21 protein-coding genes, 2 rRNA genes and 1 other annotated feature are annotated in these 24,992 nt (G+C 47.8%); all 23 genes read left to right on the forward strand.

Translation table 11 applies throughout. The features are described 5' to 3' along the window. The first annotated feature begins 29 nt into the window (after window positions 1-29). The 23 genes from radC (at window position 30) to HW560_RS12280 (ending at window position 24,945) form a co-directional block, all read left to right on the forward strand. A complete protein-coding gene (gene radC, locus HW560_RS12170) occupies window positions 30-719 on the forward strand; it encodes a RadC family protein (protein ID WP_090904374.1) in 690 nt (229 codons plus the stop codon). A 194-nt stretch (window positions 720-913) separates the two neighbouring features. Continuing rightward, window positions 914-1,948 carry a rod shape-determining protein gene (locus HW560_RS12175; protein ID WP_090904373.1) on the forward strand — a complete coding sequence of 345 codons (1,035 nt, stop codon included), beginning with the start codon at window positions 914-916 and terminating at the stop codon, window positions 1,946-1,948. A 188-nt stretch (window positions 1,949-2,136) separates the two neighbouring features. Beyond that, on the forward strand, window positions 2,137-3,009 hold the full coding sequence (gene mreC / locus HW560_RS12180) for a rod shape-determining protein MreC (protein ID WP_179263252.1): 873 nt from the start codon (window positions 2,137-2,139) through the stop codon (window positions 3,007-3,009). Further along, window positions 3,009-3,542, forward strand: a complete 534-nt coding sequence (mreD, locus tag HW560_RS12185) for a rod shape-determining protein MreD (protein ID WP_090904371.1) — start codon at window positions 3,009-3,011, stop codon at window positions 3,540-3,542. Before mreC ends, mreD begins: the two co-directional genes overlap by 1 nt. A gap of 73 nt (window positions 3,543-3,615) precedes the next feature. After that, complete coding sequence (gene minC / locus HW560_RS12190) at window positions 3,616-4,278, forward strand: septum site-determining protein MinC (RefSeq protein WP_090904370.1); 663 nt, start codon at window positions 3,616-3,618, stop codon at window positions 4,276-4,278. 3 nt (window positions 4,279-4,281) lie between these two features. Then, a complete protein-coding gene (minD, locus tag HW560_RS12195) occupies window positions 4,282-5,076 on the forward strand; it encodes a septum site-determining protein MinD (protein WP_053783092.1) in 795 nt (264 codons plus the stop codon). 227 nt (window positions 5,077-5,303) lie between these two features. After that, complete coding sequence (locus HW560_RS12200; protein WP_179263254.1) at window positions 5,304-6,188, forward strand: M23 family metallopeptidase; 885 nt, start codon at window positions 5,304-5,306, stop codon at window positions 6,186-6,188. Next, a complete protein-coding gene (locus tag HW560_RS12205; protein WP_090904368.1) occupies window positions 6,181-7,041 on the forward strand; it encodes a M50 family metallopeptidase in 861 nt (286 codons plus the stop codon). Before HW560_RS12200 ends, HW560_RS12205 begins: the two co-directional genes overlap by 8 nt. Window positions 7,042-7,146: 105 nt before the next feature. Next, window positions 7,147-8,397: an Rne/Rng family ribonuclease gene (locus tag HW560_RS12210; RefSeq protein ID WP_090904367.1), complete on the forward strand. Its 1,251-nt coding sequence runs from the start codon at window positions 7,147-7,149 to the stop codon at window positions 8,395-8,397. A gap of 56 nt (window positions 8,398-8,453) precedes the next feature. Then, window positions 8,454-8,538: a sequence feature (ribosomal protein L21 leader region), on the forward strand. A 14-nt stretch (window positions 8,539-8,552) separates the two neighbouring features. Then, window positions 8,553-8,864 (forward strand): 50S ribosomal protein L21, encoded by a 312-nt coding sequence (gene rplU / locus HW560_RS12215; RefSeq protein WP_062328098.1) that lies wholly within the window; start codon window positions 8,553-8,555, stop codon window positions 8,862-8,864. A gap of 13 nt (window positions 8,865-8,877) precedes the next feature. Next, the gene (locus HW560_RS12220) at window positions 8,878-9,207 is read left to right on the forward strand and encodes a ribosomal-processing cysteine protease Prp (RefSeq protein ID WP_079347324.1); all 330 of its coding nucleotides are present in this window, start codon (window positions 8,878-8,880) and stop codon (window positions 9,205-9,207) included. Window positions 9,208-9,230: 23 nt separating this feature from the next. After that, complete coding sequence (gene rpmA, locus HW560_RS12225; protein WP_024633959.1) at window positions 9,231-9,542, forward strand: 50S ribosomal protein L27; 312 nt, start codon at window positions 9,231-9,233, stop codon at window positions 9,540-9,542. A gap of 151 nt (window positions 9,543-9,693) precedes the next feature. After that, on the forward strand, window positions 9,694-10,431 hold the full coding sequence (locus HW560_RS12230; protein ID WP_090904366.1) for a Spo0B domain-containing protein: 738 nt from the start codon (window positions 9,694-9,696) through the stop codon (window positions 10,429-10,431). A 17-nt stretch (window positions 10,432-10,448) separates the two neighbouring features. After that, window positions 10,449-11,759: a GTPase ObgE gene (gene obgE / locus HW560_RS12235; protein WP_090904365.1), complete on the forward strand. Its 1,311-nt coding sequence runs from the start codon at window positions 10,449-10,451 to the stop codon at window positions 11,757-11,759. A gap of 228 nt (window positions 11,760-11,987) precedes the next feature. Further along, on the forward strand, window positions 11,988-12,425 hold the full coding sequence (locus HW560_RS12240; RefSeq protein ID WP_024633956.1) for an ACT domain-containing protein: 438 nt from the start codon (window positions 11,988-11,990) through the stop codon (window positions 12,423-12,425). A gap of 91 nt (window positions 12,426-12,516) precedes the next feature. Next, window positions 12,517-13,803 carry a homoserine dehydrogenase gene (locus HW560_RS12245; protein ID WP_179263256.1) on the forward strand — a complete coding sequence of 429 codons (1,287 nt, stop codon included), beginning with the start codon at window positions 12,517-12,519 and terminating at the stop codon, window positions 13,801-13,803. Between the two features lie 114 nt (window positions 13,804-13,917). After that, window positions 13,918-14,988 carry a threonine synthase gene (thrC, locus tag HW560_RS12250; RefSeq protein ID WP_090904363.1) on the forward strand — a complete coding sequence of 357 codons (1,071 nt, stop codon included), beginning with the start codon at window positions 13,918-13,920 and terminating at the stop codon, window positions 14,986-14,988. After that, the gene (gene thrB / locus HW560_RS12255) at window positions 14,985-15,953 is read left to right on the forward strand and encodes a homoserine kinase (protein ID WP_090904362.1); all 969 of its coding nucleotides are present in this window, start codon (window positions 14,985-14,987) and stop codon (window positions 15,951-15,953) included. Before thrC ends, thrB begins: the two co-directional genes overlap by 4 nt. Next, on the forward strand, window positions 15,950-16,831 hold the full coding sequence (gene pheA, locus HW560_RS12260) for a prephenate dehydratase (protein ID WP_179263258.1): 882 nt from the start codon (window positions 15,950-15,952) through the stop codon (window positions 16,829-16,831). Before thrB ends, pheA begins: the two co-directional genes overlap by 4 nt. A 137-nt stretch (window positions 16,832-16,968) precedes the next feature. Continuing rightward, entirely contained in the window at window positions 16,969-17,853 is an 885-nt protein-coding gene (gene ilvE / locus HW560_RS12265) for a branched-chain-amino-acid transaminase (protein ID WP_179265789.1), read from the forward strand. Between the two features lie 193 nt (window positions 17,854-18,046). Next, window positions 18,047-19,663, forward strand: a complete 1,617-nt coding sequence (locus HW560_RS12270) for a LysM peptidoglycan-binding domain-containing protein (protein ID WP_179263260.1) — start codon at window positions 18,047-18,049, stop codon at window positions 19,661-19,663. Between the two features lie 495 nt (window positions 19,664-20,158). Next, window positions 20,159-21,710: ribosomal RNA gene (locus tag HW560_RS12275) — 16S ribosomal RNA — on the forward strand. Between the two features lie 310 nt (window positions 21,711-22,020). Beyond that, window positions 22,021-24,945: ribosomal RNA gene (locus tag HW560_RS12280) — 23S ribosomal RNA — on the forward strand. The 16S and 23S rRNA genes sit together here, the layout of an rRNA operon. Window positions 24,946-24,992 lie beyond the last annotated feature (47 nt).

Raw genomic sequence — 24,992 nt, forward strand, 5'->3', positions numbered from 1 at the left:
GCAGTTGACGATCTGAAAAGAGGGAACATATGGAGTCGCCTCAATATATGATGCGCGACATCCCCCAGGAAGAACGCCCGAGAGAACGCATGATGGAATACGGGGCGGGCGCCTTAAGCCATGCTGAATTGCTGGCGATCTTACTTCGAACAGGCACAAGACAGGAGTCCGCAGTGCATATGGCACAGCGGATTCTGACCGAAGCGGGTGGAATTCGCTCGTTGATGGATTTGAGCCTGGAAGAACTGACTGCAATGAAGGGAATCGGCATGGCCAAGGCTGTACAGCTGAAAGCCAGCATTGAGCTTGGTCATCGGATTGCGAAGAGCAGACTTACACAGTCAACTTCAATCCGTACCCCTCGTGATGCGGCCGATATTCTTACCGAACAATTACGTTACTTGCAGAAAGAACACTTTGTGTGTCTTTTCCTGAATAGCAAAAACCACATTATTGCCCAGGAAACACTCTCCATGGGTAGCCTTAACGCTTCGATTGTACATCCGCGTGAAGTGTTCCGGGCTGCCATCAAATGCAGCAGCGCCTCTATTGTGTGCGCACACAACCATCCCAGTGGTGATCCTACGCCTAGTCCAGAGGACATCCAAATAACCAAAAGACTGATCGAGGCCGGCTCAATTGTCGGCATAGACGTGCTGGATCACATTATTATCGGAGATGGGACGTACGTAAGTTTGAAGGAGAAGGGCTTAGTATAATATAATGGTTGGCGTTGATGTTTTCCTATGAATGTTGACGGCGTTGTCCGTAGAAGATAGGTTCACTTTACACATGCAAAACAATGCAACACAAAACAAATGCGAATAGTAGCTCCACCATGTTGGTGGTAATGAAAATGAAACGCTCTTGATTCACTGGAGCGGCTATATGAGGCAGAAAAGGAGATTACATTATGTTTGGTGGTTTTAACAAAGATTTGGGGATTGACTTGGGGACAGCGAATACACTCGTTTATGTACGTGGAAAAGGAATTGTGGTACGGGAACCTTCCGTAGTTGCTATTCGGACTGATACCAAAACTATTGAGGCAGTAGGGGAATCTGCCAAAAAAATGATTGGACGTACACCTGGTAACATTCGTGCCATTCGTCCAATGAAAGACGGCGTTATTGCCGATTTCGATACAACAGCAACAATGATCAAGTACTTTATTCGTCAGGCGCAGAAGCAACGTTCCATGTTCCAGCGTCATCCTAACGTGATGGTATGTGTACCATCCGGGATTACAGCGGTAGAACAACGTGCGGTTGAAGATGCAACAAAACAAGCTGGTGCTCGTGAAGCCTACACGATTGAAGAGCCTTTTGCAGCTGCAATCGGTGCAGATCTTCCAGTGTGGGAACCAACGGGAAGCATGGTTGTAGATATCGGTGGTGGTACGACCGAAGTGGCAGTTATTTCCCTGGGCGGGATTGTAACAAGCCGTTCGGTTCGTGTCGCTGGTGACGAGATGGATGAATCCGTGATTCAATACATTAAACGCCAGTATAATCTGATGATCGGTGAACGTACATCCGAGCAGTTGAAGATGGATATCGGATCAGCTATGCCGCTTGAGCAAGTAGAAACGATGGAAATTCGTGGACGCGACCTCGTAACAGGTCTGCCGAAGACGATTACGATTACATCGGATGAAATCAGCGAAGCTTTGGCGGATACGGTGAATGCCATTGTTGAAGCTGTAAAAGTAACCTTGGAGAAATGTCCTCCTGAGTTGGCAGCGGATATTATGGACCGTGGTATTGTTCTCACAGGTGGCGGCGCACTGCTTCGTAATCTGGACAAGCTGCTTGCTGGTGAGACAGGAATGCCTGTGATCGTAGCAGAGAACCCGCTCGATTGCGTTGCAATCGGAACAGGTAAAGCGCTTGAGAATATTCATTTGTTCAAGAGCAGAAGCAGTTCGGCAGTTCGTTCCAAACGTTAATTGACATATGCCATGTTTGGCTCGCTTATCGACCAAGCGGCATGATATCAATGAAGAGGACCCGGTTAACCCCGGGAGAGCTAATACCCGCATACCCGGGGAGAATCGGCTGATATTCTCGACGGGACTATAAGTCTGACAGTCTCCCCGCCGGGCATGGCTCGGAAGAGAATAATGGATGTTAGAGGGTGGTCGAACTGTTTAAACTGCTGGGTAACAAAAGACTTTTTGTTTTGCTGGTGGGCCTTGTTACATTTATCGCGTTAATGGGCTTTACGCTCGGTCCGCGAACCGCTCTATCCTGGCCGGAGAAATTCCTGAAGGATTCAGTCGGATTTGTACAATACGTATTTTACAAGCCCGCTTCTTCTGTAGCGGGCTTTTTCAAAGATTTGGCGAACATGCGTACGGTATATCAAGAAAATGAAGAGCTTCGTATTGCGATGGGGCACTATACCCGGGATCGACTGAAATACAATGAGATGGACAAAAAAATTGCGCAGCTGGAAGAAAATCTCAAATTCACTGAGGAGCAACGGAACCGATACAATTATGATACGCGAATTGCTCAGGTCATCAGCGCCAATTCCGACCCCAACAGCAGATCGATCAATATTGATATTGGCGAAAATGCCGGAATCAAACCAGGCATGGCGGTGACCTCGCTGGATGGTCTGGTTGGGGTTGTCAGTCATGTCAGCTCGTATACGTCAACGGTTAATCTGCTAACCTCTATGGACGCCAATGACCCAACATCCAATGCCATCGCAGCTACAGCCGTGGGCAAAGAAAAAGTGTTTGGCATGATTGAGAGTTATGATCCAAAATCCGGCATGCTCAAAATGACCAAGATCTCGGAAGATTCAGATATTAAAAAGGGTGATGAAATCATCTCCTCCGGGATTATCAACAATTTTCCAAAGTACATGCGCATCGGAGAAGTGCAAAAGGTTGAAGTTGGGGAATATGGTTTGACACGGACTGCGATTATTAAGCCTTATGCAAGCTTCCTTGACTGGAAAGAGCTGATTGTCATTATCCCACCTGAGGTAAAAGAATAATGATAACGCGCAAGCAAGTCTTATTCCTGTTACTGTTCGTTTTGTTCATTGTTGAAGGAACGATTCTTCCGCTGCTCATTCCTTCAGCCTGGCAAACGCGTATTTCTGCCAACCTGGTCTACATCGTGATTTTGTTTATTGCTGTATATCATCATCGGCACACGGCGTTGGTGCTTGGCATATGTTTTGGACTATTGCACGATGTCGTGTTCTACGGCGAAATGATTGGACCATACGGATTTTCGATGGGATTATCGGCATATATGATGGGACTTATTTTTCAAGCGCCGCGCGCACCACTGCCGGTTATGGTTTCCGTCGTCCTTTTGGGAAGTTTGCTGAATGACACCATGTTATTCTTTCTGTACAAGCTCTTCCAACTCAATCATGTGACATTTGACTGGGCGTTGCTTGAATACATGATTCCCAATTTGTTCATTCATTTTGTGTTTGCGCTTATCATTTATGTTCCTCTTCGGAAACAACTGGAGCGGATTGGTAAGAGAAAGAGCAAAGCACAAGAAGCTTCTTGATACATTTATGGAGGGAGAAGCAGGAACTTGGGGACCCGGGCACGAAATGTAATGAGATGGGAGGGACAGGCTTATGACGGTAAAATCGAATCACGTAACGATTAAAGGCATCCGAGACGGCCTGGTTTTCCTGTTGGACGATCAATGTGAATTCGAGGAATTGCTCTACGAGCTCCGCTATAAGCTGGAACACAGCCATCAAAATATTTTGACCGGACCGATAGTTCATGTGGATATCAAACTGGGCAACCGGGAAGTAACGGAGGACCAGAAAGAAGCAATTCTTGATATATTGAAACAAAAAGGGAATTTGCTCATTCGTTCCATAGACTCACCGGCCCTTAAACCAGAGGTTAAAGGGCCGCCGCCGATTATAACCATGTGTGGTATGGTACGTTCGGGTCAGGTACTTCATCATGAAGGGAATCTACTGTTTCTTGGTGATATCAATCCGGGGGGCACAGTAACGTGTACCGGAGATATATATGTTTTGGGTTCACTCAGAGGCATGGCTCACGCTGGAATTGGTGGGGACGAAGACTCGATCATTGCAGCTTCGGTGTTTGCACCAACGCAGCTGCGGATCGCTGACATCATCAGCCGTCCTCCCGATGAGTGGGAGAGCCGAGAGACCGGAATGGAATTTGCTTATTTACAGGACAATCAGATGCAGATCGACAAGATGAGCAATATCGTTCGGTTGCGCCGAGATTTTAATGTGTTTAAAGGAGTGTAGCTCATGGGAGAGGCGATCGTGATCACTTCGGGTAAAGGCGGCGTGGGTAAAACAACCACCTCGGCAAACATCGGGACAGCGCTGGCGCTGCTCGGCAAAAAGGTTTGTCTGGTAGATACCGATATCGGCCTTCGCAATCTGGATGTCGTGATGGGACTCGAAAACCGGATCATTTATGATCTGTGCGACGTTGCAGACGGCCGCTGCCGACTGAATCAGGCTTTGGTCAAAGATAAACGTTTTGAAGAATTATATATGCTTCCTGCAGCACAAACGAGAGATAAGAACTCTGTGTCACCAGAACAGGTGAAGGACATTATCCTCGAATTGAAAAAAGATTTTGAATACGTCATTATTGATTGTCCAGCCGGAATTGAGCAGGGGTTCAAAAATGCGGTTGCAGGAGCTGACCAGGCGATTGTGGTCACTACACCAGAAAATGCGGCTGTCCGTGATGCGGATCGTGTCATTGGTCTGCTGGAGAGTTCACACATTCAATCACCAAAATTGGTTGTGAACCGTATACGCAACAATATGGTCAAATCAGGCGACATGCTCGACATTGACGGCATTTTACAAGTACTTAATATTGATCTGATTGGGATTGTTCCTGATGATGAGCTTGTCATCAAGGCCGCCAACTCGGGAGAGCCTACAGTGATGAATCCGGATTCACTTGCGGCCATTGCCTATCGCAATATTGCCCGTCGTATTCTGGGAGATACCGTTCCCCTGATGCAATTGGAGCAAAAAAAGGGTGCTTTCACACGCTTTAAGAAGTTTTTTGGAATGGGTTAACTGGCTCTTCCTTATCATATTTATGTATGACAGCCGTGGCCCTAAAGCCCGGCTTTTTGATTATAATGGAGCCTTTGATTAAAGGAGCTTTGGTATAGAACAGGGCATGTGCTTCACAATAGGACTCCACGTTGTGGGGTTATTTTTGCTTCCCGCCGAAGCTTGTTCATATTATGAACGAGCCCCTCATAGGATGTAGTAAACAAGCCTCGGCGGGAGGACATTCCATGAATACGAAACTCAGAATCAAGCAGAGAAGAGAAGAGCGCATTCGGCGGTTAATGGATGGTGCTACGGAAGAAATTATGCAGCAGCGAGAATCGGGCTCGGTTTCCGATAAGCGTACATCTGCGCAACGTAATCCGTTCTCGTCTATAGATATACAAGATAATCTGCGAACGGCAAGATCTTCGCTGACAGAACAGGAAAGAGATCCGGAATGGCTGTGGAAAAAAGAGAACGGGCATTATGGTCCTGGCGGCCATCCACGTTTCAATCTAATGAAGTCATTGGTAGGACGAACGGTGGTTAGTATTCTATTATTCGGTGGCGTCTGGGGGTTGTTCCAGTTGAACAGTTCATGGACGACACCTGCCAAAACCGTGATCGCCGATGTGCTGCAACGGGATATGGATTTTGCCTATGCCGCTGCCTGGTACGAAAGGCATTTTGGCGGAACGCCATCATTCCTGCCTGTTCTTGGGCATACCACTGATCCTGTGAACGGATCGGGTATCCGACACCTCCTGGGTAAACCGATCTCGGGAACGGTCGTTCAGCCTTTTGCACTGAGCATGAAAGGAATTGAGATTGTTCCCGAAGCTGGCGGTACAGGACTTGTTCAAGTAGTCAGTTCAGATGCCGGACGCGTACTTCAAGTATTGGATGATCCGGAAAATGGGACAACGGTTGTAATCCAGCACACTGGTCAAGTCACAGCCATATACGGACGCTTGAACGAAAGTGAAGTCCAGGTAAATGATTGGGTAGAAGCGGGTGACGCAGTCGGTAGCCTAAAGGAGACTGGAAATGATCAACCTGCCACATTGTATTTCGCTGTAAAAGAGGGCGAGCAGTACGTAGACCCTGCGGAAGTGGTTGCCCTTGATTAGGTTGTGGGGTGTACGTATCTCGTTTCATCCTTTTTTTGTGATTATCATGATGGCTTCCCTGTTGACTGGGAATTTTATTGAACTCATCACGCTGTTTGCCATCGTTTTTATTCATGAATGTGGACATGCTGCAGCGGCAGCCCTTCTGGGCTGCCGTGTCCTTTCGATACAGATGCTTCCTTTTGGCGGCGTCGCCGTTATTGAAGATGCCGGAAATATTACAGCACGTCGGGAGATCATTATCGCTTTGGCAGGCCCGTTTCAAAATATGCTCATGGTTGGAGTCGTTTTGTTGCTAAAGTATGGAAATTTGGGAGACCCGATTTTTTTAGATTATATTATACAGGGGAATCTGCTGATTGCCCTATTTAACCTGTTACCCGTGTTGCCCTTGGATGGCGGTAAAATTGTACAGGCACTCGTTAGTCTTGCTGCTCCCTACTATACGACATTGATGTGGACTTACAGAATCAGCATTGTGTGTAGCGCAGGAGTTATCTTGGTTGCCATCGGTCGATGGTTTACCGGTGATTCCGGGCTGCCGTTAAATATTCTGTTGATCGGAATTTTTCTGTTCTATTCCAATGTGACCGATTACCGAAATATTCCCTACCGGTTTATCCGCTTTCTGATGAATCGTGAAAGTGCATTCACCCGTCATGCAGCTACAGGCAGTTTGGCACAGCCGATAATCTCATTTCCGGCGAAACCTTTGGAGACTATTTTGCGTCTATTAAAGAGAGAAAGATACCATATGATATATGTGATGAATAGACAGGGAAGAATCATGGCCGTTTTGCCTGAGCAGCGAATCATCGGTTCTTATTTCAAACAAGACAAGGATAAGTTATAGCATCTTGGTGGAACTGTCCTTCATTTGGTTAATACATGTACAATGAGTATGGCGAAGATACAGAATGGATGTGGATGAATTGAATTGTCTTCTAGAGGTGAAGCCATGAAACAAATGATTGTACATAATGAACATAACCTCATGCAAATGGCGCTTCTGGAAGAAGGCAAAGCTGTAGAATTCATGGCAGAGCGTACACGCGAGCGTGGACTGCTGGGTTCGTATTTCAAAGGACGGGTAGTGAACGTGTTACCAGGTATGCAAGCTGCTTTTGTGGATATAGGTCAGAAAAAGAATGCTTTTCTGTATGTGGACGATGTATTGCATCCCAATCTGGAGAAACAGCCCAAAGTGAAGCCTTCCATTTCGGAGCTGCTTCGTCCAGGTCAGGAGGTAATCGTCCAGGTCTTGAAGGAGCCAGTAGGAAGCAAAGGAGCCCGGGTGACGACTCATTATTCGCTGCCGGGCCGATGGCTTGTCTACATGCCTTTAGCGGACTATGTAGCCGTCTCCAAGAAAATTGCCCGTGAGGGGGATCGATCCCGCCTCAAAACGTTGGGGGAACAATTGAGACGGGACGAAGAGGGGCTTATCATACGAACCGTATCCGCAGAGGAACAGAGGGAAGCCATTCAGGCCGATCTGGAAACATTACGTGAGCAGTGGCGTCTGATTCGTGAAAAAGCGGATAGTTTGCCTTCACCAAGCCTGCTGCATCGGGATCACAGTATGGTTCAGCGGATCATTCGTGATGTGTATACGCCTGGCAGCGATGAGGTAATTACGGACAATGAAGTACAAGCCCGTGAGTTGAGTGCTTTGCTGGAGGAAATCTGTCCGGGCCATCAACCTAAAGTACAGGTATACAGGGGAGAAGAATCAATCTTTTCTGCTTATCGTGTACAGGAGCAGTTGAACAAGGATTTTGCCCGCAAGGTATGGCTGCCTGGAGGCGGATATATTGTCATTGATCATACCGAGGCGCTCACTGTAGTCGATGTCAATACAGGCAAGTACACCGGAGCAGGCGGTGACAGTCTGGAAGAGACTGTGACGGAGACGAACATGCAGGCAGCGGTTGAGATTGCCCGTTTAATGCGTCTTCGGGATATCGGCGGCATGATTATTGTGGACTTCATTGATATGGAGGAAGCGATGAATCGGCATGAAGTTGCGGCAACACTGGAAAATGAACTCAAGAAGGATCGAACCAAGGCTTTTGTAATAGGGTGGACCAAGCTGGGGTTGCTCGAACTTACCCGTAAGAAGGTACGGGAAGAAAGCACGCTCCCTTATGTAGAACCTTGTTCTTCCTGTCATGGGACAGGCAAAAGATATATTTCGCCGTTGCATTGATTTTTAGTATAGTTGGTGGTATAATCATCAGGTATGTGTTTAGCCTATTGGTCTTGCACATGCTGTAACCGCACTGGCCGGGTACAAGAACAGTTCCGCAAGGACACTGTCACCTGAGACCGGGCGAGTCTGAGACATGAGGAGGTGCAAGGCAAATGTACGCAATTATTGAAACAGGTGGCAAACAGTACAAAGTCCAAGAGGGCGATGTTCTGTTCATCGAGAAATTGACTGCGAACGATGGCGAAAGCGTAACGTTCGACCGTGTCCTGGCTGTATCTAACGATCAAGGTTTGACAGCAGGTACACCATTGGTTTCCGGAGCAACTGTAACGGCTAAAGTGGAGAAACATGGCAAAGGACAAAAGGTTGTTGTATACAAATACAAACCTAAAAAGAACTACCATGTGAAGCAAGGTCACCGTCAACCGTATACAAAAGTAACTATCGAAGCAATCAAAGCGTAAGAAGGTGCGATAAGTGATTATCGTTCAAGTCTTTCGTAATGATGACGGGAGTATCGATCGTTTCTCCATCAAAGGGCATGCTAATTTTGCCAAGCGAGGAGAAGACATCGTATGTGCCGGGGTATCCGCTGTTACAGTGGGTACGGTGAACTCGATCGAAACATTGACTGGTGTCGAAATGGACGCCAAGATGAAGAATGGCTTTTTAAGCGCTTCTTTACCTGTGTTGGAGAAAGACGGAACCTGGTCCCAGGTGCAATTGCTACTCGAATCCATGGTACTTATGCTCACTGATATTGCAGAGTCATACGGAAAGTATATTCAGATAGAGCAAGTCAAATAATTAAAGAAGGAGGACAACCAATCATGTTGAAATTAAATCTTCAGTTATTCGCATCGAAAAAAGGTGTAGGTTCCACGAAGAATGGTCGTGACAGTAACGCACAACGCCTTGGCGTTAAACGTGCTGACGGTCAAACAGTAACTGGTGGTAGCATTCTCGTTCGCCAACGCGGAACGAAAATTCACCCAGGTACTAACGTGGGTATCGGTAAAGATGACACTTTGTTTGCGAAAGTTGACGGCGTTGTGAAATTCGAACGTTGGGGACGCGATCGTAAAAAAGTAAGCATCTACCCTGTGAATGTTGCTCCAGTAGCAGCTGCAGTAGAAGCATAATATCGGCATTCCGCCTAAGGAGCCTTCGGCATTTTTGCCGAAGGCTTTTTGTATTTATAGGTTATTCGATAATGAACTGGCAGAAAAGACATGTTATACTTGGTTACGGTGGGGATTAAACCAACCGAGTTTTGTAGAACGGGGAGAAGCCATGAAATCTTGGAAAAGAGTGCCCTGGATTGCGGCATGTTCACTTCTGATTCCTTTGGTTTTCGTTATGCTGTATCCAGTGGTTATTTTAATTGCTGTATACGCATTGTGGTCCGTCGCGGTGCTTTTTGTTTCTGTGAACGTGATGAAGAGACAGGCAGAGGCGGAACGCAGAACCATCATACAATCTATGGAAAAAACAGCAATTGCATCATTAAATCATCATAGGCATGATTGGATGAACGATCTTCAGGTGTTGTATGGATATCTTAGACTGGGCAAACTTGATAAATCAGTGCAATGTGTGGAAAGAATAGTAGAGCGGGTTAACGAAGAAAGCCGAATCTCCAGATTGGGTATTCCTTCACTCGTATTTTATCTTCAATCTTTCCGGACCAGTGGAGTCGCTCTGGAATTGCATGTGGTCGTAGAGGAAGAGTTGCAGCTTAGTGCTCTGGTCTCTCCCGAGGATGGCGAGTCGCTTACGGGGGCGATTGCCGATGCGATTCGAGCCTATCAATATGGCGGCGGCCGGTCGTCTTGGGGAGAGGTTCGCAAACTGACCTTGAACTTCGGACAGGATCACGGAGATGTGGTTGTCCGGCTGGATGGGGATCAAACACCCGATCCGGAAACATTGCGGCAGCTTAATGCCGTACTCAAAGGAAAAAAAGTCAGAACGGAGCAGCTTCCGTCTGAGGATACGTTTATACAATTCAGAATGCCTTGTGGAATATAGGAAGAAGGGGTTAACCAATGTTTGTAGATAAAGCGAAGATTTATGTGAAAGCCGGAGACGGAGGGGACGGAATTATTTCGTTTCGTCGTGAGAAGTATGTACCGAACGGCGGACCTGCCGGGGGTGATGGAGGCAGAGGAGCTGACATCATTTTCCGTGTGGATGAAGGTCTGCGTACGTTGATGGATTTCCGTTACCAGCGTCACTTCAAGGCCCCTCGTGGTGAGAAGGGACGTAATAAAAGTCAGCATGGCGCGAACGCTGAGAACATGATTGTACGTATTCCACCTGGAACCGTCATTTTGGATGAAGACAGTGGAGAAGTACTGGCTGATTTGACACGTCATGGTCAACAGGTTGTTGTTGCTCGTGGCGGACGAGGCGGACGGGGAAACATTCGTTTTGCCACGCCTAACAATCCAGCACCAGAACTGGCCGAAAATGGTGAAGAGGGCCAAGAACGTTACATCGTACTTGAGCTTAAGGTCATGGCAGATGTCGGTCTGGTTGGTTTTCCGAGTGTCGGAAAATCCACGCTGTTGTCTGTTGTTTCGGCAGCCAAGCCTAAGATTGGAGCCTATCATTTTACAACCATTACACCTAACCTCGGTGTAGTTGGTGTGGGTGAAGGTCGCAGCTTTGTTATGGCCGACTTGCCGGGTCTGATTGAAGGTGCTCACGAAGGTATTGGACTTGGACATGAGTTCTTGCGTCACGTAGAACGTACACGTATTATCGTCCATGTCGTTGACATGTCTGGTTCCGAAGGACGTGATCCGTTCGAAGACTGGCAGAAAATCAACGAGGAACTGAAATTGTACAATCCTGTCCTCGCTGAAAGACCACAGGTTGTAGCAGCCAATAAAATGGACATGCCGGATTCTGAAGCCAATCTGGAACAATTTTTGCAGAAGGCTCGTGAAGTTCAACCGGATATTGAAGTAATGCCTATTTCGTCGCTGACACGGAAAGGGATTCAGGAGCTCCTGTATCGTGCGGCTGATCTTCTGGATCAAATTCCGGACGAGCCCATGGTCGAAGAAGTTGCTGACTTATCCGAACGCAAAGTGTACAGCTTGGACAAAAAAGAGGACGATGGTTTCCGTATTGTACGGGAGAATGAAATCTTCGTGGTCGAAAGTGCCAAGATTGAACGTATGATGAAACGGATGCAGCTGAATTCGCATGAAGCTATTCTCAAACTGGCGCGTACATTGCGTCATATGGGTGTGGATGCGGAACTGCGTAAACGCGGAGCTGAAGAAGGCACCATTGTGCGCATTGGCGATTTCGAGTTCGAATTTGTGGAAGGCAGCAGCTACTATTAAGATAGCCGGCCACAGTACCGATACTGGTTAAAACATAAACGCAGAGAAGTGGGAGTTTACCCGCTGCTCTGCGTTTTTTTAATTTTCCTTACCTGCGCGTGGAAGAAACTTGTATACTGTTAGGAATAGTTTTTCAAAAAATAGACATGTGAGGTATTGCCCTTTCGGGATAGATCCTATATAATGTCCACAATATGAATACATGAGTCTTTGAGGAGAGGACGTTCTGTGAATGAACGCTATTACTTAGTACGGGAAGACATTTTGCCAGAGGCTGTGGTAAAGACCATGCAGGTAAAAGAACTGCTGGCTTCCGGTGATGTCAAAACAGTTCATGAGGCGGTTGAACAGGTTGGATTAAGCCGAAGTGCTTTTTATAAGTACAAGGATGGCATCCATTTGATCAATCAGCTTGAACGGGAGCGAATTGTAACGATCTCCATTGATTTGGAGCATCAATCAGGAATATTGTCTCGTGTGCTCGGACATGTAGCTGGTTATGGAGCCAATGTGTTAACCATTAACCAAAGTATCCCGCTCCAGGGAAGAGCCAACGTTGTCATTTCAGTGGAGACGTCACATCTTCATGGAGAAATCGGAGAAATGCTCGATCGGATGCAGGATATGCCCGGGGTTCGACGCACGCGCATTGTAGGCCAAGGTTAATTAGACGTTATCGTAAAACGTTTAGGAATAAGTTGTATGGTTAAAATCGTACAGGGGTGAAGGAGAAAAAGACATTGGGGGTAGGTCGTTAGTGAAACCGGTAAAAGTAGGATTGTTGGGCCTGGGTACGGTGGGTACTGGGGTCGTTCGCATCGTGGAAGGAAATCAGGAGGATCTGAGCAGTCAGGTTGGATCACCTATCGTTATTGAGAAGATTGCAGTAAAGAATACAGAGAAGGATCGTGTCATTGCTGTAGACCGTGCGAAGCTCACTGAAGATCCTTGGGAAGTCATCCGTCACCCGGATATTGATGTTATCGTGGAAGTTATGGGCGGCATTGATCAGACCAAAGAATACATTCTTGAAGCACTGGAGCGGGGCAAACATATCGTAACTGCAAACAAGGATCTAATGGCTTTGCATGGTTCCGAGATCTTGGCCAAGGCACAGGAAAAGCAATGTGATGTATTCTATGAAGCGAGTGTGGCTGGGGGCATTCCGATCATCCGCACGCTGATTGAAGGTTTCTCTTCCGACCGGATTACCCGCATTATGGGGATAGTGAACGGAACAACGAACTTTATTTTGACCAAAATGAGCCAGGAAGGTGCCTCTTATGAAGAGGTTCTCGCAGAAGCTCAAGCACTCGGATATGCAGAAACTGATCCAACTTCGGATGTCGAAGGACTCGATGCAGCTCGCAAAATGGCGATTTTGAGTACTTTGGGCTTCCGTACCAATGTGGAACTGAAAGACGTGACCGTTAAAGGGATTACATCCGTCACTCGTGAAGATATTACCTATGCCAAAAGACTAGGTTACGAGATGAAGCTGCTGGGTATCGCAGATCGTCGGGATGATGAGATCACCATTAGTGTTCAGCCGACAATGGTAAGACAGAATCATCCGATTGCATCCGTCAATGGGGTGTTCAACGCTGTGTATGTACATGGCGAGGCTGTAGGTGAGACGATGTTCTACGGTGCGGGTGCAGGCGAGCTTCCGACGGCAACTTCTGTAGTAGCGGATATCGTGGCAGTGATCAAAAACCTGAAGCTGGGTGTGAATGGTCTCAAAGCGATTGTGCCTTATAAACAGAAACGTCTGCAAAGTGACGAGCACATTATGTCGAAAAACTTTATTTTGCTGCATGTGGATGATAAGGCAGGGGTACTGGCGCAAATTACACAAATCTTCGCTGAATACGAAGTCAGCTTGGCTTCAGTTGTGCAACAGCCGAACGAGCACAACCCGGATGCTGAGATCATCATCGTTACGCATAACGCTAGCAAGGCGAGCATGGATAAAGTATTGAAACACTTTGAATCCCTTGCGGTTATTCGTCGCATTAAGAGTGTGTATCGGGTAGAAGGATAAATCGTCCCCAAATTCCGGTTTGAATTTTTTAAGTCCAGGTTTAAGATACACGTTTAACCATATAGATGTATGCAATCATATTCGGATTATTAATGACAAAGGAGTTTACCCACAATGAGATATCAAGGATTACTGCAAACGTATAAAGAGCACCTTCCGGTTAATGAAAACACGCCCCTGCTTACGCTTCACGAAGGAAACACACCCCTGGTTCATGCGGAGAATCTGTCCGAGGAACTCGGATTGAATTTATATTTCAAATACGAAGGTTTGAATCCGACAGGTTCATTTAAAGACCGCGGAATGGTTATGGCTGTTGCTAAAGCAGTGGAAGAAGGCAGCCGCACGATTATGTGTGCATCAACAGGTAATACTTCAGCGGCAGCAGCAGCCTATGCGGCTCGTGCTGGTCTGAATTGTATCGTTTTGATCCCGAATAACAACATTGCGCTGGGTAAACTGGCTCAAGCCATGATCTATGGAGCAAAAGTTATTGCGATTAATGGCAACTTTGACCGTGCATTGGAAATTGTGCGTGAGATTACAGCCAAACATCCCATTACGCTCGTGAACTCCGTGAATCCGTTCCGGATTGAAGGACAGAAAACAGCTGCGTTTGAAGTCATTGAACAGCTTGGTCAAGCACCTGATGTACTCGCCATTCCAGTGGGTAACGCAGGGAACATCTCGGCTTACTGGAAAGGGTTCAAAGAGTATAAAGAAGCAGGTAAATCGAACTCCCTGCCTCGTATGGTCGGTTTTGAAGCGGAAGGCGCGATGGCAATTGTCAAAGGTGAACCGATTCTTGAGCCTGAAACCGTAGCAACAGCTATTCGAATTGGTAATCCGGCAAGTTGGAAAACCGCTGTAGCTGCAGCTGAAGAGTCTGGCGGACAGATTAATTATGTAACTGACGAAGAAATTCTGACTGCCTATCGTACGATCGCCGCTCGTGAAGGGATCTTTGCTGAACCTGCATCTGCTGCTTCCGTTGCTGGTGTATACAAACTGAAGAGTGAAGGGTACTTTAAAGGCGGAGAGACTGTGGTTTGCGTACTGACAGGACATGGACTCAAAGATCCTAATATTGCAATCAAAACGGTAGCGACCGAGCCGCTTGTTGTCGAAGATTCCGAAGAAGCGGTTATGGCGGCAATTGCACAACTGGAGCAACAATCCGTATGAGTCTGCAGCAAAGGGTAATTGTTAAAGTGCCTGCAAGTACAGCCAATCTGGGTCCAGGGTTTGATACCCTGGGCATGGCGTTGTCTCTGTATGCATGGCTTGAGATGAAACCGGCAGAGCAGACAACATTCCATTTACATGGAGATCATCTGACGGGTCTGCCAACAGATAAATCCAATCTGATATATGAAGTTGCACAGATGGTATTCAACGAAGCAGGGGTTTCTGTGCCGGAGTTGGAGATTTCCATGTATTCCGAGATTCCGCTTACTCGGGGACTGGGAAGCAGTGCATCCGCCATCGTCGGTGCATTGGCTGCTGCTAATGCATTAATTGGCACTCCGTTATCTGATGCCAAGCTTCTGGATATGGCTACGTCGTTGGAGAAACATCCGGATAATGTAGGTGCTTCACTATATGGAGGTATCATTGCAGCAGCGTGGGATGGCAGTCGGGTAGACCATATTCGTATTGAGCCGCATCAGGATTTGCAAACTTTGGTCATTGTACCGGACTTCGAGTTATCCACTTCGAAAGCAAGAAATGTAATTCCACAGCAATTTGACAAGTCTGATGTCATTCACAACATAAGCAGATCATCCTTACTTGTTGCGGCTTTGGCAAGTGGAAGATTGGACATGATTCAAAAGGCGATGTCTGATCGGATTCATCAACCTTACAGGGCATCTTTGGTACCCGGCATGGCTGAGATCCTGGAACATGCGGTCAGTCATGGAGCTCTGGGGGCTGCATTGAGTGGAGCTGGACCCACTGTTTTGACGTTGGTAGATCGTCATGATACTCGTAAGCTCGAACTAGAGCAATATTTGATAGACACGATGAGCCGTGAAGGCATCGCTGCATCTGCATTATGGTTGGATCCGGATCTGGATGGTGTTACCGTACTGCCTGATCAAGATGAAAGTCCGTTTATGGACAGAGTTAAAGGGGAAGTTAACGCATGAAACGAATTGCAGTATTACCTGAAGGTTCAGTCTCTCATGAAGCAGTAGATTTTCTGTTTAATGGGGAACCTTTGGAATTGCTTCATTCCAAGCTGATTTCTGATGTTTTCCGGGCTACGGATAGTGGGAAATCCCAGTACAGTGTCATACCCATTGAGAATACCATTGAAGGCTCCGTTAGTTTGCATATGGACTGGCTGGTTAACGAAGTGGATATTCCGATGCAGGCAGAATGGGTTTACCCATCCATCCAGAATGTCATTGGACATGGGTCCGAGTTCAGGACAGAGAGTGGTGAATATGATTTCGGGAAAATTACGAAGATCATGTCCCATCCTGTAGCGATTCCGCAGTGCCAGAATTTTATTCGCCTGCATTCACCTGGAGCAGACCTTGAGGGCGTAAATAGTACAGCGGAAGCTGTAGAAATTGTGAAAAAAAATCCTGGCAAAGGCTGGGTTGCGATTGGCACAAGGCTGGCTGCACAGAAGCATGGTTTGGATATTATGGCTGAACGGGTTACCAACCATGACAACAACTATACTCGTTTTGTGCTGATAGGCCATGAGCCTGTTCAGATACCACGAGAGCCTGATCATGTGAAAACCAGTTTGCTGGTTACATTGCCTGAAGATGCACCGGGTGCATTGCATCAGGTGCTGTCTGCTTTTGCCTGGCGGAAGCTGAACTTGACGCGACTGGAATCTCGTCCAACGAAGAAAAGGTTGGGGAGTTATTATTTTTACATTGATGTTGAGGAAAGTGCAGATTCGGTATTGCTTACCGCAGCCATGGCTGAGATTGAGGCTTTGAATTGTCAGGTACGTATTCTTGGCAGCTATCCGTGTTATACATATCCTTCGTTGAAAACGACCTGAATCAGGACGTACATTATTGAAGGCTGTCATAAAACTGGGTAATGTGAGCAATAATAGCTTGTCATTTGTTGTACAATGAACGAGATAAAATTAGTTCCGGAATCAGGGATGAAAATTTTATGGAGGTGCAGTCATCGGTGCCAGATCAATGGATTTATTTGGATGGTCAATATGTGACCAAGGAGAATGCAACCGTTTCGGTATATGATCACGGATTTTTGTACGGAGACGGTATTTTCGAAGGTATTCGAATTTATAACGGTAACATTTTCAGATGCAAAGCGCATTTGGATCGTTTGTACGATTCGGCTAAATCCATCAGTCTGAACATTCCGCTGTCTTATGATGAGATGCTAGAAGTGATGGCTGAAACGGTCCGTCGCAATGATATGCGTAACGGTTATATTCGTCTGATCGTTTCACGTGGACCTGGTAACTTGGGCCTTGATCCGCTGCGCTGTCCTAAAGCATCTGTTATCATCATTGTAGAGCAACTGGCAATCTATCCGGAGGAAGCATATCTTACTGGGTTGAAAGCCGTGTCTGTCTCCCAGCGCCGCAACATCCCGGATGCACTTAATCCAAAAATTAAATCATTGAATTATCTGAATAACATCCTTGTTAAAATTCAATCCAACTATGCGGGTGTTGGTGAAGCGATTATGCTGAACTCGCAAGGATATGTTACTGAAGGTTCCAGTGATAACATTTTTATCATTAAAAAGGGTGTAGTGTATACGCCACCTTGCTATCTGGGTGCACTGGAAGGAATTACACGTCAGGCCATTATCGATCTGTGCGGTGAGCTGAATCTTGAATTAAAAGAAGTGCCATTTACGCTACATGATGTGTATATTGCCGACGAAGTCTTTTTCACTGGAACAGCTGCGGAAGTTATTGCTGCTTATGAGGTGGACGGCAGAACGATTGGAACGGGCGTCGCAGGTCCTGTAACCTTGAGACTGCTGGAAGCGTTCCGTCAAATTGTCGACAAAGACGGTTATAAAGTTTGGGAAGATTAAATGGAACGATCGGAATAGGGAAGCAAAAATCCTTCTTGTCTCAGAAATTCAGCATACCTGGAGTATGCGGTTTTTGGGGCAGGAAGGATTTTTTTTGCTTAGTTGATGTCATTGGCCCAATTTCTGCATAGGATGTAGTAACGGTATGGGCGAATGTACTGCCCAAGTATCACGTCTAGGAGGTTAGTTCCAAGTGAAAATACACATGGTGAAAAAAGGCGACACATTATATCTGCTGTCCCAAAAATATAATGTAGCGTTGGACAAAATTATCGCAGCCAATCCGCAAATTGCAGATCCCGACAAGTTGGAGATTGGTATGAAGGTCAAAATTCCTGCGGAGCCTGTAACACCAAAGCCGGAAGGCATGTTACACAGTCATAAAGTTCAGCAAGGCGATTCATTGTGGAAGTTGTCACAGGCTTGGGGAGTTCCGTTGAAAGATATGATCAATGCGAACCCACAATTGAAAAATCCGAATGCTCTTCTTGTAGGGGAGACTGTGTACATTCCATCAGCGAATGCACCTGGAAATGCGAATTCAGAGAATGGTGCATCATCCATTGTTGCTCATGAGAAGTTGTCGCCTGAAGGGAAGGAATACACAGGAGTTAAAGAAGAAACGGCTCCAGTAGTCCCCGTACATGAACCAACACCTGTACCAGAAGTCTCCAATGTAGTTCCTGCTCCTGTACCTGCAAATCCGGTCGTACCTAATATCAACCCAGAAGTGGAAGTGTTACCACAGTTGCCTGAAATTTCTGAAGAGAAGCCGCAGATGGAAGCTCAGAATAAGGAAAACACCAAATCCGAAGTGCAATTAAAACCGATAACTGAAGCGCCAACGTATACGATGCCTAATATCTCACCTGAAGTTCTGCCTTTACCTGTAATACCTAACAATACGAAATGGCCTACAGAGGTGGCGCCTGCGACCAAAGCTCCGTGTGGTTGTGGCAGTAAAATGCTTCATGCTCCTGTCGAGCATCCATATGCCCAGGTTCCTGTACCTGCACAAGAGGTATACACTGCTCCACAAAACATGTATACAGCTGGGGCGAATGACAATGCTACATTCCCGGGTATAACTGAAGTGAGTCCTTACGACATAGGTAATACATCTAACATGCCTTGGACTGGTTCAGAGTATAACCATAACAACGTTATGCCGAACGTATCTGCAGAGATGCAGAATAACTCGTATCCGATTGCACCAGCAGGTCAAGTGAACAGCCCATACCCTCCATTTGCGGCCAATGAGCATATGAACCACCAACCGCCTCATATTTCTCCTTACTCTATGCTACCGTACCCGCCATGCGGATGTGGCAACCATCATATGCCTAACCATCAATACGCATATCCCTCACATAACTACCAGAACCCAGCGTGGGGCACATACAATCCTTATGGGATGCAACCCGAAATGACCACATCCATGATGCCTCATCAGCCATTGGAATATGCCTATCAAAACCCATACCCTACTCAGAACATGGTGCCGCCGTCTCCGCTAGGTGCATTCGGTGAACTCTACCCTCCACAAGGCAAGGGGGAAGGCAAAAAGGGCGGACGTGACGAGGCTAACTTAAGCCAGTCCTCTACAGAGAGTGAGGCTGAGTTCAATCTGGAAGCAAAGCCTAAACAAGCAGCCAAAACAGGAACTGCGAAACGCAGAACAGCCAAACCTGCTGCCAAAGCTAAATCTAAAGTATCTGTATCCGGGAAACAAGCAAGAGAACGCACGGGGATAACCAATAAACGTAGTTCTGACAGCAAAAAGCGTAGAAATCCATGGATACAGCAATAACACTGTACTGTAACGAGTAGCGTTAAAGTTTCAAAAGGTCGACTCTGGGAAGAGGCGGCCTTTTGACTTTTGTATGGAGAAGAGGGTAATCCTACTGGAGTATGGAAGTGTCACGCTTGTAGGGCTCTTTAGCAGATATTAAGAAAGCCTATGAATGTGGACGCATAGTTGGAGGGCCTCAGATTCGCTAAAGTTTTAGTGTCTCATTGGAGACTTAGAATCTATTAAAATCTTTTTTAGAAAAAGCTATTGCATTGGTTTCGTCAGTATGATATATTATTTAAGTCGCCGCTGAAACACAGCGCTGACGCGAAAAAGAGTAACACGAACAAGTTTGATCTTTGAAAACTGAACAACGAGTGAGTAACGATCTTGCTTGCAAGATCGACGCTGAGAAATCGGTACAAGCCTTCGGGCTGTATGGTTTCAAAGCAAAATAAATGAGATTTTTAATCTCGTCAGTTTCAAAATGAGCTTATCGCTCTTTTCAATACTTTATTGGAGAGTTTGATCCTGGCTCAGGACGAACGCTGGCGGCATGCCTAATACATGCAAGTCGAGCGGACTTGATGAGAAGCTTGCTTCTCTGATGGTTAGCGGCGGACGGGTGAGTAACACGTAGGCAACCTGCCCTCAAGCTTGGGACAACTACCGGAAACGGTAGCTAATACCGAATAGTTGTTTTCTTCTCCTGAAGAGAACTGGAAAGACGGAGCAATCTGTCACTTGGGGATGGGCCTGCGGCGCATTAGCTAGTTGGTGGGGTAACGGCTCACCAAGGCGACGATGCGTAGCCGACCTGAGAGGGTGATCGGCCACACTGGGACTGAGACACGGCCCAGACTCCTACGGGAGGCAGCAGTAGGGAATCTTCCGCAATGGGCGAAAGCCTGACGGAGCAATGCCGCGTGAGTGATGAAGGTTTTCGGATCGTAAAGCTCTGTTGCCAGGGAAGAACGCTTGGGAGAGTAACTGCTCTCAAGGTGACGGTACCTGAGAAGAAAGCCCCGGCTAACTACGTGCCAGCAGCCGCGGTAATACGTAGGGGGCAAGCGTTGTCCGGAATTATTGGGCGTAAAGCGCGCGCAGGCGGTCATTTAAGTCTGGTGTTTAATCCCGGGGCTCAACCCCGGATCGCACTGGAAACTGGGTGACTTGAGTGCAGAAGAGGAGAGTGGAATTCCACGTGTAGCGGTGAAATGCGTAGATATGTGGAGGAACACCAGTGGCGAAGGCGACTCTCTGGGCTGTAACTGACGCTGAGGCGCGAAAGCGTGGGGAGCAAACAGGATTAGATACCCTGGTAGTCCACGCCGTAAACGATGAGTGCTAGGTGTTAGGGGTTTCGATACCCTTGGTGCCGAAGTTAACACATTAAGCACTCCGCCTGGGGAGTACGGTCGCAAGACTGAAACTCAAAGGAATTGACGGGGACCCGCACAAGCAGTGGAGTATGTGGTTTAATTCGAAGCAACGCGAAGAACCTTACCAGGTCTTGACATCCCTCTGACCGGTACAGAGATGTACCTTTCCTTTGGGACAGAGGAGACAGGTGGTGCATGGTTGTCGTCAGCTCGTGTCGTGAGATGTTGGGTTAAGTCCCGCAACGAGCGCAACCCTTGATCTTAGTTGCCAGCACTTCGGGTGGGCACTCTAAGGTGACTGCCGGTGACAAACCGGAGGAAGGTGGGGATGACGTCAAATCATCATGCCCCTTATGACCTGGGCTACACACGTACTACAATGGCCGGTACAACGGGCTGTGAAGCCGCGAGGTGGAACGAATCCTAAAAAGCCGGTCTCAGTTCGGATTGCAGGCTGCAACTCGCCTGCATGAAGTCGGAATTGCTAGTAATCGCGGATCAGCATGCCGCGGTGAATACGTTCCCGGGTCTTGTACACACCGCCCGTCACACCACGAGAGTTTATAACACCCGAAGTCGGTGGGGTAACCGCAAGGAGCCAGCCGCCGAAGGTGGGATAGATGATTGGGGTGAAGTCGTAACAAGGTAGCCGTATCGGAAGGTGCGGCTGGATCACCTCCTTTCTATGGAGAATCGTTTCCAGTAACGGAAACATTCAAATACGCAGCTTAGCTGCACAACTTACTCACTCGTTGCTCAGTTTTGAGAGCTCAAACTCTCAAACAGCTTGCTTTTGCATGGAGCTTGTTCTTTGAAAACTAGATATCGAAACGAAATTTTACGATTTAGAACATTCCTTTTTAAGCTGAACTTGTGTTAAAACAAGTTTCAATAAATAGTGAAAACTGCATTGCGATGGTATCGAATGGGAGTGACTTTTGGCTTTGCGTAAGCAAAACAAGGGAAGCGAGCAGTCGAAACCGGAGCAATTATGGTTAAGCTACTAAGAGCACACGGAGGATGCCTAGGCGCTAGGAGCCGATGAAGGACGTGGCGAACAACGAAACTGCCTCGGGGAGCTGTAAGCAAGCTTTGATCCGGGGGTGTCCGAATGGGGAAACCCAGCTGGGGTAATTTCCAGTTACTCACAACTGAATACATAGGTTGTGTAGAGGCATACCAGGGGAACTGAAACATCTAAGTACCCTGAGGAAGAGAAAACAATAGTGATTCCGTCAGTAGCGGCGAGCGAACGCGGAGAAGCCCAAACCAGAGAGCTTGCTCTTTGGGGTTGTGGGACATCTCACATGGAGTTACAAAGGAGCCGGTTAAACGAAGAGGTCTGGAAAGGCCCGCCAAAGAAGGTAAAAGCCCTGTAGTTGAAAGTCTGCTCTCTCCGAGATGTATCCCGAGTAGTGCGGGGCACGTGAAACCCCGTATGAATCCGGCAGGACCATCTGCCAAGGCTAAATACTTCCTAGCGACCGATAGTGAAGCAGTACCGTGAGGGAAAGGTGAAAAGCACCCCGGAAGGGGAGTGAAATAGAACCTGAAACCGTGTGCTTACAAAAAGTCAGAGCCCGTTTTAGGGGTGATGGCGTGCCTTTTGTAGAATGAACCGGCGAGTTACGTTCCCGTGCAAGGTTAAGGTGAAGAGCCGGAGCCGCAGCGAAAGCGAGTCTGAATAGGGCGATGTAGTACGTGGACGTAGACCCGAAACCGGGTGATCTACCCCTGTCCAGGGTGAAGGTGCGGTAACACGCACTGGAGGCCCGAACCCACGCACGTTGAAAAGTGCGGGGATGAGGTGGGGGTAGCGGAGAAATTCCAATCGAACTCGGAGATAGCTGGTTCTCCCCGAAATAGCTTTAGGGCTAGCCTCGGAAAACAGAGTCGTGGAGGTAGAGCACTGATTGGGTGCGGGGCCCGCAAGGGTTACCAAGCTCAGTCAAACTCCGAATGCCATAGACTTACTTCCGGGAGTCAGACAGTGAGTGCTAAGATCCATTGTCAAAAGGGAAACAGCCCAGACCATCAGCTAAGGTCCCCAAGTGTGTGTTAAGTGGGAAAGGATGTGGAGTTGCACAGACAACCAGGATGTTGGCTTAGAAGCAGCCACCATTGAAAGAGTGCGTAATAGCTCACTGGTCGAGTGACTCTGCGCCGAAAATGTAACGGGGCTAAACACACCACCGAAGCTATGGCTTGATGCTTGCATCAGGGGTAGGGGAGCGTTGTATAAGGGTTGAAGGTGTACCGTAAGGAGCGCTGGACATTATACAAGTGAGAATGCCGGTATGAGTAACGAAAAGATCAGTGAGAATCTGATCCGCCGAAAGCCTAAGGGTTCCTGAGGAAGGCTCGTCCGCTCAGGGTAAGTCGGGACCTAAGGCGAGGCCGAAAGGCGTAGTCGAAGGACAACAGGTCGAAATTCCTGTACCACCGTAAGCCGTTATGAGCAATGGGGGGACGCAGCAGGGTAGTGACGCGGACTGATGGATGTCCGTCTAAGCAGTGAGGCTGATGTGTAGGCAAATCCGCACATCGTAAGGCTGGACTGTGATGGGGAGCGAAAATTATAGTAGCGAAGGTCATGATCTCACACTGCCAAGAAAAGCCTCTAGCCAGGTGATGGTGCCCGTACCGCAAACCGACACAGGTAGGCGAGAAGAGAATTCTAAGGCGCGCGGAAGAACTCTCGTTAAGGAACTCGGCAAAATGACCCCGTAACTTCGGGAGAAGGGGTGCCCCGGTAGTGTGAATAGCACGAGGGGGCCGCAGTGAAAAGGCCCAAGCGACTGTTTAGCAAAAACACAGGTCTGTGCGAAGCCGTAAGGCGAAGTATACGGGCTGACGCCTGCCCGGTGCTGGAAGGTTAAGGGGAGCGGTTAGGAGCAATCCGAAGCTGTGAACCGAAGCCCCAGTAAACGGCGGCCGTAACTATAACGGTCCTAAGGTAGCGAAATTCCTTGTCAGGTAAATTCTGACCCGCACGAATGGCGTAACGACTTGGGCGCTGTCTCAACGAGAGATCCGGTGAAATTTTAATACCTGTGAAGATGCAGGTTACCCGCGACAAGACGGAAAGACCCCATGGAGCTTTACTGCAGCTTGATATTGAATTTGGGTACGATCTGTACAGGATAGGTGGGAGCCTTTGAAACGTGAGCGCCAGCTTGCGTGGAGGCACCGTTGGGATACCACCCTGATCGTATCTAGGTTCTAACCTGGTACCGTAATCCGGTGCGGGGACAGTGTCAGGTGGGCAGTTTGACTGGGGCGGTCGCCTCCTAAAGAGTAACGGAGGCGCCCAAAGGTTCCCTCAGAATGGTTGGAAATCATTCGAAGAGTGCAAAGGCATAAGGGAGCTTGACTGCGAGACCTACAAGTCGAGCAGGGACGAAAGTCGGGCTTAGTGATCCGGTGGTACCGCATGGAAGGGCCATCGCTCAACGGATAAAAGCTACCCTGGGGATAACAGGCTTATCTCCCCCAAGAGTCCACATCGACGGGGAGGTTTGGCACCTCGATGTCGGCTCATCGCATCCTGGGGCTGAAGTAGGTCCCAAGGGTTGGGCTGTTCGCCCATTAAAGCGGTACGCGAGCTGGGTTCAGAACGTCGTGAGACAGTTCGGTCCCTATCTGTCGTGGGCGTAGGAAATTTGAGAGGAGCTGTCCTTAGTACGAGAGGACCGGGATGGACGTACCGCTGGTGTACCAGTTGTTCCGCCAGGAGCACCGCTGGGTAGCTATGTACGGAAGGGATAAGCGCTGAAAGCATCTAAGCGTGAAGCCCCCCTCAAGATGAGATTTCCCAGTATGTAAGACCCCTTGAAGACGACGAGGTAGATAGGCTGGGGGTGGAAGTGCAGCAATGCATGGAGCTGACCAGTACTAATCGGTCGAGGGCTTATCCAAGATATGCAGGTTGTAACTCGCAAAGTTCGTTTCGGATCTAGTTTTCA

The sequence above is a fragment of the Paenibacillus sp. E222 genome (assembly GCF_013401555.1).
Taxonomy (GTDB): Bacteria; Bacillota; Bacilli; order Paenibacillales; family Paenibacillaceae; genus Paenibacillus.

Excerpts from the sequence above, each read along its gene's own strand:
- mreD (WP_090904371.1), top strand. The coding sequence starts at position 3,009 with ATGATAACGCGCAAGCAAGTCTTATTCCTGTTACTGTTCGTTTTGTTC.
- rplU (WP_062328098.1), top strand. The coding sequence starts at position 8,553 with ATGTACGCAATTATTGAAACAGGTGGCAAACAGTACAAAGTCCAAGAG.
- thrC (WP_090904363.1), top strand. The coding sequence starts at position 13,918 with ATGAGATATCAAGGATTACTGCAAACGTATAAAGAGCACCTTCCGGTT.
- HW560_RS12175 (WP_090904373.1), top strand. The coding sequence starts at position 914 with ATGTTTGGTGGTTTTAACAAAGATTTGGGGATTGACTTGGGGACAGCG.
- minD (WP_053783092.1), top strand. The coding sequence starts at position 4,282 with ATGGGAGAGGCGATCGTGATCACTTCGGGTAAAGGCGGCGTGGGTAAA.
- HW560_RS12230 (WP_090904366.1), top strand. The coding sequence starts at position 9,694 with ATGAAATCTTGGAAAAGAGTGCCCTGGATTGCGGCATGTTCACTTCTG.
- HW560_RS12200 (WP_179263254.1), top strand. The coding sequence starts at position 5,304 with ATGAATACGAAACTCAGAATCAAGCAGAGAAGAGAAGAGCGCATTCGG.
- thrB (WP_090904362.1), top strand. The coding sequence starts at position 14,985 with ATGAGTCTGCAGCAAAGGGTAATTGTTAAAGTGCCTGCAAGTACAGCC.
- rpmA (WP_024633959.1), top strand. The coding sequence starts at position 9,231 with ATGTTGAAATTAAATCTTCAGTTATTCGCATCGAAAAAAGGTGTAGGT.
- pheA (WP_179263258.1), top strand. The coding sequence starts at position 15,950 with ATGAAACGAATTGCAGTATTACCTGAAGGTTCAGTCTCTCATGAAGCA.
- minC (WP_090904370.1), top strand. The coding sequence starts at position 3,616 with ATGACGGTAAAATCGAATCACGTAACGATTAAAGGCATCCGAGACGGC.
- radC (WP_090904374.1), top strand. The coding sequence starts at position 30 with ATGGAGTCGCCTCAATATATGATGCGCGACATCCCCCAGGAAGAACGC.
- obgE (WP_090904365.1), top strand. The coding sequence starts at position 10,449 with ATGTTTGTAGATAAAGCGAAGATTTATGTGAAAGCCGGAGACGGAGGG.
- HW560_RS12210 (WP_090904367.1), top strand. The coding sequence starts at position 7,147 with ATGAAACAAATGATTGTACATAATGAACATAACCTCATGCAAATGGCG.